A 7,006-nucleotide genomic window follows, 5' to 3' on the forward strand; every position below is an offset into this window, starting at 1 on the left:
TAAAAAACACTTGTATTAGAGCCTTAGGATGCAAGCTGACGCTGTAAATTAATGTATGAAAAAAGCCACTCCACTGTTTAAAAAATAAACTTATATGGCACTTGCGTAATTCACGACAAAATGTGTCGAGTTTTGAAGAAGAGATGCAGCACTCAAGAATAGCGAGCAACTACCCGAAGATGAAAAGCAGGAGGAAAATATTAAAAATGGGTGGTTTTAATAAAAAAAAGAGATGAATAACGCTTGTTACTCATCTCTCAGATAATGGGGGGTGTTGAAATAGCGTTAGAAGGACTGCTCCAGACTTTCCAGTTCCATCATCAGTTCCAGCATCTGTTCCTCGGCTGTTTCCAGTTTGGCTTTCAGCTCGGTTTGCTCATTCATCAGTTTGAGCAAATCATTTTTACGTGAGGCTTCATATAAAGCACTGTCACCCAGTAAAGTTTCAATTTCAGCCAGTCGCGGCGTAACCTTTGAAATCTGTGTTTCACATTTTTCGATATTTTTACGAATCGGGCGGCTCAGTTCTCGTTGGCGTGCCGCTTCCTTACGCTGTGCTTCTTTGTCCAGTTTGGAAATGGTTGCTTTGACTTCGACCTGAGATTTCACCGGCTCGGCTGGCTTCTGCCCGTTTTTGATCATCTCAATGCGGGCCTGACGTAACCAGTCGGCATAAGCGGTCAGATCACCGTCAAATTCACGGCATTGACCATTATGTACCAGCAGCAATTCATCACAGACACTGGCAATCAGCTGGCGTTCATGCGATACCAGCACCACAGCACCTTCAAAATCCTGCAAGGCCATGGTCAATGCATGACGCATATCCAGATCTAAATGGTTGGTCGGTTCATCCAGAATCAACACGTTTGGACGCTGCCAGACAATCAATGCCAGAGCCAGACGGGCACGTTCACCGCCTGAGAAACTTTCACTTGGCGTATCCATGCGTTCGCCGCTAAAACCAAAACTGCCCAAGAAAGAACGTAAGCTGGCTTCACTGATTTTTTTATCGGCAATACGGGCCAGCTGTAACATCGGGCTGGCATTGCCATCCAGTGCATCCATTTGGTGTTGGGCAAAGTAGCCAATATTGAGCAGTTCCGAGTCTTTGCGCAGACCCTGAAGCAATTTTAAATCACCGACCAGCGATTTAATTAGGGTAGATTTACCGGCACCATTCATCCCGAGTAAACCAATCCGGCTGCTTGGCGTGATCTGTAAATTGACATTGGTGACAATCAGCTTGTCACCATAACCAATATCGGCATGTTCCAGTTGCAATAAAGGCGAACTCATTTTGGTCGGTTCACGGAAACTGAAGGTAAATGGTGTATCAACATGGGCAGCAGACAGTTCCTGCATACGCTCCAGCTGTTTGATCCGGCTCTGTGCCTGCTTGGCTTTGGTGGCTTGCGCTTTAAAACGGTCAATATATTTTTGCAGATGTGCACGGGTTTCCAGCTGCTTTTCATAAGCCTGTTGCTGCTGCGCCAGACGTTCACTGCGGGTGCGCTCGAAGGTCGAGTAGTTACCGGTATATAAAATCAGTTCCTGATTTTCGATATGTAAAATATGGTCGGTAATCGCATCGAGGAAATCCCGGTCATGCGAAATCAGCACCAGCGTACCTTCATAGGCTTTCAGCCAGTCTTCGAGCCAGAGAATGGCATCCAGGTCTAAATGGTTGGTCGGTTCATCAAGAAGGAGTAAATCGGAACGGCTCATCAGGGTACGCGCCAGATTCAGGCGCATGCGCCAGCCACCGGAAAAACTGGACACATCCAGTTGGGATTGATGTTCAAAAAAGCCCAGACCGGCCATCAGTTGCGAAGCTTTGGCCGGCGCAGAATAACCTGAAATTTCATCAAAACGGCCATATAAATGGGCCAGTTCTGCATCATCCAGTTGATCTGGCTGCTCCAGTTTCTGCTGAATATCCCAGTATTCTTCATCGCCCGACAAGACGAAATCAATGGCTTTCATATTCAGCGCTTTGATTTCCTGTGCCATATGCGCCACGGTCCAAACCGCAGGACGGGTCAACGAACCGGTGTCTGACTCCATGCCACCGAGCAAGGCTGAAAACAGGGTCGATTTCCCGGCACCATTGACACCGGTTAGGCCAATTTTCCATCCTGGGTGTAACTGCATCGACGCTTTTTGAAATAAAACACGTCCACCGCGACGTATAGATAACTGGTCTAACTGAATCATTGAGAAATCAAGGCTAAGCAATAAGATGTGCCTATTCTAAAGGAAAGCCCCAGGAAAATGAAAAATCTTGCAGTTTTTACTGAAATGAAAGGTTTTGACCTCTGTTCCCCACTAGGAGGTAAACGCTCAAGTTGAGTAAAAACTCTATTTTTACTGTGAGTAGTCATTTATAGTTCATATGGTTAGAACAATAAGTACGATAGAGTCAAATAAAAATGAAAAAGGGATATTTAATTTTGTCTGCGCTGGGTCTGTTGGTGTCGACTTCGAGTCAAGCCAGCGTGAATGTCTGTGTTTTCGATTTGCTGGGAAAATCGGGTGAGTCCTATAAGTTACTGGAGGAATGGGCACTGGCAGCAAAAAGCTGGGGGACGCAGGTCCAGTTGAGCGCCTATCAGGATGAAGCCAAGGTAGATCAGGATGTCAAAGCTGGAAAGTGTGATGCTTTTTATATGACCTCCATGCGGGCCCGCGCCTATAACAAATTCGCCGGCTCGATTGATGCGATTGGTGGTGTGCCAAATAATGACATTGCCATGAAAGCCATCAGTTATGTACTGGACAAACGCAACAGCAAGCGCTTGATCACCCAGATTGGCAAAGAAAAATTTGAAGTGGCTGGGATCGGACAGATTGGCCCGGCTTATATTTTTGTCCGTGATCGCGAGCTGAATAAACTGGAACAGGTAAAAGGCAAGAAATTTGCCGTGCTGCATTATGACTATGCCCAGAAAATTATGGTCAACCGGATTGAAGCCGTGCCGGTAATGTCGGAAATTTCCAATTTTATCCGTAAATTTAATCAGGGCGAAGTCGATATTGTGGCTGCACCGGCTTATGCCTTTAAACCGCTTGAATTAGAAAAAGGTCTGGGCAATAAAGGCGCCATGATTAATTTTCCAGTGATCAATGTCACTGCCGACCTGATCATCCGGCAGGATAAATTTCCTGACTCTTTCGCAGTACAATCCAGAGACTGGTTTGTGAAACAGTTGCCGCGCAGTTTTGCCATGGTGAAACGTATGGAAGCGGAAATTCCCAATAAATATAAGCTGAACTTAAGCCGTGAAGATCGCATTGCCTATCAGAAGATTCTGCGCGAAGGCCGCATCGATTTAACCCGGCAGGGGATTTATGATCCCGGCATGATGACGGTATTGAAGCGTGCCCGCTGTACCGTCGAAAGAACCAATTTTGAGTGTTCAATTAGTGGCGAATAAAATTCAAATGATGTATATCTTTGTAACTCTCACGGATTAAATGTAATGATACGAAACTTCTATTAAATATTAAGAAATTGATATTTAAAAATATTTTATAAAATAATATTTAGAACATACGCTGATTTATCTTTATAGGCCAAAACACGGGTTTTAAATGGAGTAAATGCTCTATTTTTTTTAATTAAACTTGCTTAATATTTGTTCCGTGTACGGCCACTCAGCGAATAACAAGATTCCAAAGGATAATACAATGAAAAAAGCACTCTTATCATTGGCTGCACTTTCTACATTTGGTTTTGCCAATGCAGTGCATGCAGAAAAAGTCGATATCTGCGTGTTTGACTTACTGGGTAAATCGGGTGAGTCTTTCCAGATGGCGCAAGAATGGGCACTGGCTGCAAAAGGCTGGGGCGCAGAAATCAATCTGATTGCCCGCCAGGATGAAGCTGTTGCCGACAATGATTTTAAAGCCGGAAAATGTGATGGTGTATTTATGACTGCCATGCGCGCCCGTCAATACAATAAATTTGCCGGTTCTATCGATGCACTGGGCGGTGCACCGAGCAATGCAATTGCACAGCGTGCCATTAGTTTTGCGCTGGACAAACGCAATGCCAGCAAAATGGTGACTAATCTGGGTGGTAAAAAATACGAAATTGCCGGGATTGCACCACTTGGTTCGGCGTTCATCTTTGTTCGTGACAAAAATATTAACTCGATTGAAAAAGCCGCAGGTAAAAAATTCGCGGTATTGGGCTATGACGATGCCCAGAAAATTATGGTGCAGCGTGTCGGTGCCCAGGCCGTGATTTCCGATGTATCCAATTTTGTGGCCAAATTTAACAATGGTCAGGTGGATATGGTGGGGGCACCAGCCTATGCTTATAAACCGCTAGAGATTTATAAAGGCCTTAGCAATAACGGCGCGATGTTTAATTTCCCGGTGCTGCATGTGACGTCCGATTTTGTCATTCGCCCGGAAAAATTCCCGGCAGGTTTTGGGCAAAAATCGCGTGACTGGTTTATCAAAAACCTGCCAAAAAGTATGGCCATGATCGGCCGTCTGGAAGCCGGAATTCCGTCGAAATATAAAATGAATCTGAGCGTGGAAGATAGAACCAAGTATCAGAAAATGTTACGTGATGGCCGTATGGACATGACCAAACGCGGAATCTATGATGCTGGCATGATGTCAGTGTTAAAACGCGCGCGCTGTTCTGTCGACAAAGCCAATTTTGAGTGTTCACTTCCGGGTGAGTAATTTGATTTTTAAAGAAAAAGCTTAGCTGAGTCTAAGCTTTTTTTGTGGTTGAACTGAGGCAGATCAGCCATTGTACAGCTGATTAAATAGCTTAAGCTTGATCTAAAGATTGATTTCTTATGATTAATATAAAAACAATTAGATGCGGCTGAAATCGCAATAACAAAAACAAGGTATAAGGACATTAGGATGATGCAAAGAAGATGGAAAATACTGGCATTGGCCGCAGCGACATTTACTGTTTCAGGTCTGGTACAGGCCAAACAGGTGATGTGCGTATTTGATCTGGTGGGCAAAAATGGCGATGTGTATAGCGTCATGAAAGATTATCAGCTGGCAGCGAAAAACTGGGGCGCTGATATCGAGCTTAGAGTGAATACCAATGAAGCCGTGGTTGCAGAAGATTTTAAAGCCGGAAAATGTGACGGGATTAGTGTTACTGGAATGCGCGGGCGTCAGTTCAACAGTTTTACCGGCTCACTCGATGCCATCGGGGCGATTCCAGATCTGAATCTGGCCGTTAAAGTGATGCAGGGTCTGGCGAGTCCGACTTTTGCCAAACATATGCTCAATGGCAAATATGAAGTGGTGGGGGTGATTCCTGTCGGTGATGCTTTTCTGTTGGTCAATGACCGTAGTATTAATACCGTGGCCAAAGCCGCAGGTAAAAAAATTGCGGTACTCGACTATGATGAAGCACAAAAAATCATGGTACAGCAGGTTGGTGCTCAAGCCGTCAGTGCCGATGTCACCAACTTTGGCGCCAAGTTTAACAATGGTCAGGTTGATATCATTGGCGCACCCGCTGCGGTATTTAAGCCGCTAGAATTACACAAAGGCTTAGGTACAAAAGGTGCGATTGTGAATTATCCGGTGTTGCAAGTGACCGGTAATATCATTATCCGTCCCGATAAATTCCCGGCGGGTTATGGTCAAAAATCACGTGAATGGGTGAGAAGCCAGTTGCCGCGCGCTTTTGGTATTCTGGGCAAAATGAAAGCCGATATTCCTGCAAAATACTGGATGGATATTCCGGCTGCAGATAAACCGGGCTATCAGAAAATGATGCGCGATTCCAGAATCGACCTGACCAAACGCGGCGTATATGACAAACGCATGATGAAACTGCTGTGGCAATTCCGTTGTAAACAGAACCCGCAAAACTTCGAATGTGCCTTACAGGATGAGAACTACAAATAATCCTGATAAAATTACTCTGATTTGACTTTTAATCTGTAGAGACTGACCATATATTGAGTGTGTTATACTTCGATATGGTCTTTTCTTTTTAAAGACATTCCATTCAACAGAGGAATCCGCCATGAATGCCCAAGCGCTTGTGCTCACCGACAATGCCGCAAATAAAGTACGCCAGTTGCGTGACAGTGAAGGTAACCAAGACTTAATGCTCCGTGTGTATGTTACCGGTGGCGGCTGTTCAGGTTTCTCTTATGGCTTTAACTTTGCCGAAAGTCAGAATGAAGATGATGCAGAATTTGCCAACGGCGATGTGAAAGTACTGGTCGATTCACTCAGCTATCAATATCTGGTCGGTTCAGTTGTAGATTATTTGGAAGGTCTGGAAGGTTCACGCTTTGTGGTGCAAAACCCGAATGCGACCACCACTTGTGGTTGTGGATCTTCATTCTCGATCTAAACACGTACAATAAAAAAGTCCTCTTGATGAGGACTTTTTTATATCTGAAGAAAACTTAATTTTCCAGTTTTACCGCTTCCAAGAGGTCAAAAATTACTGATGTGACATCCTGACTCAGCTCACGATTATTAAAAATCTCATAAGCGCTAATGGTAATATCGGTATCACTTGGCAACAGGCGCTGCTCTTCTTCGATCAGGTCATTGATCGGCAAGAGGGTCTGTTTGATTTCCAGATGTAAAATATCTTTATATTCCAGATTCTCATCGTCCAGTTCAATCAGCTGTTCATTGAAATAAGGCAATAAAATCGCATGAAGATGTGGCTGAATATCCTCAATATCAAAGATCTCGATATCACGCGTTTCATCAATCGTACTAATGTGGTCATTTACTTCAATTAAAATATGGTAGTAACTCACATGAATCTCCAAAGATGGCCTGAACAATGTAGCCGTTCACAATAACATGAAATCCGAATAGAGTGTTTTTTATAACACTTATACACTTAAATTAATTAAGTAGGACTTACGCATTGACGGATTCAAAAAAGTATTAAAATACTTTATAAAGTATCTGTGATCAGACGAATTAAACATGCTTCTACAGCAACTTGTACATTACCCATTTATATGGGCTTTCTCATGAC

6 protein-coding genes are annotated in these 7,006 nt (G+C 44.0%); 4 read left to right on the plus strand and 2 right to left on the minus strand.

Going from position 1 to position 7,006, the window contains the following annotated elements; all coding sequences use genetic code 11:
• Positions 1-285: 285 nt before the first annotated feature.
• On the minus strand, positions 286-2,217 hold the full coding sequence (locus FTT75_RS15115; protein ID WP_180186799.1) for an ATP-binding cassette domain-containing protein: 1,932 nt from the start codon (positions 2,215-2,217) through the stop codon (positions 286-288).
• Positions 2,218-2,432: 215 nt separating this feature from the next.
• Here FTT75_RS15115 and FTT75_RS15120 point away from each other — a divergent pair, with 215 nt between their 5' ends.
• The 4 genes from FTT75_RS15120 (at position 2,433) to erpA (ending at position 6,358) form a co-directional block, all read left to right on the plus strand.
• Positions 2,433-3,437, plus strand: a complete 1,005-nt coding sequence (locus FTT75_RS15120) for a putative solute-binding protein (RefSeq protein ID WP_180186800.1) — start codon at positions 2,433-2,435, stop codon at positions 3,435-3,437.
• A gap of 253 nt (positions 3,438-3,690) precedes the next feature.
• The gene (locus FTT75_RS15125; RefSeq protein WP_100329867.1) at positions 3,691-4,701 is read left to right on the plus strand and encodes a putative solute-binding protein; all 1,011 of its coding nucleotides are present in this window, start codon (positions 3,691-3,693) and stop codon (positions 4,699-4,701) included.
• Positions 4,702-4,893: 192 nt separating this feature from the next.
• Positions 4,894-5,901, plus strand: a complete 1,008-nt coding sequence (locus FTT75_RS15130; RefSeq protein ID WP_074384156.1) for a putative solute-binding protein — start codon at positions 4,894-4,896, stop codon at positions 5,899-5,901.
• 121 nt (positions 5,902-6,022) lie between these two features.
• Positions 6,023-6,358: an iron-sulfur cluster insertion protein ErpA gene (gene erpA, locus FTT75_RS15135; protein WP_004281944.1), complete on the plus strand. Its 336-nt coding sequence runs from the start codon at positions 6,023-6,025 to the stop codon at positions 6,356-6,358.
• Between the two features lie 55 nt (positions 6,359-6,413).
• On the opposite strand, the gene FTT75_RS15140 is transcribed toward erpA, so the two are convergent.
• Entirely contained in the window at positions 6,414-6,791 is a 378-nt protein-coding gene (locus FTT75_RS15140; protein ID WP_167381287.1) for a hypothetical protein, read from the minus strand.
• Between the last annotated feature and the right edge of the window lie 215 nt (positions 6,792-7,006).

Source organism: Acinetobacter sp. YH01008 (assembly GCF_013420435.1).
GTDB classification, from domain to species: domain Bacteria; phylum Pseudomonadota; class Gammaproteobacteria; order Pseudomonadales; family Moraxellaceae; genus Acinetobacter; species Acinetobacter pseudolwoffii.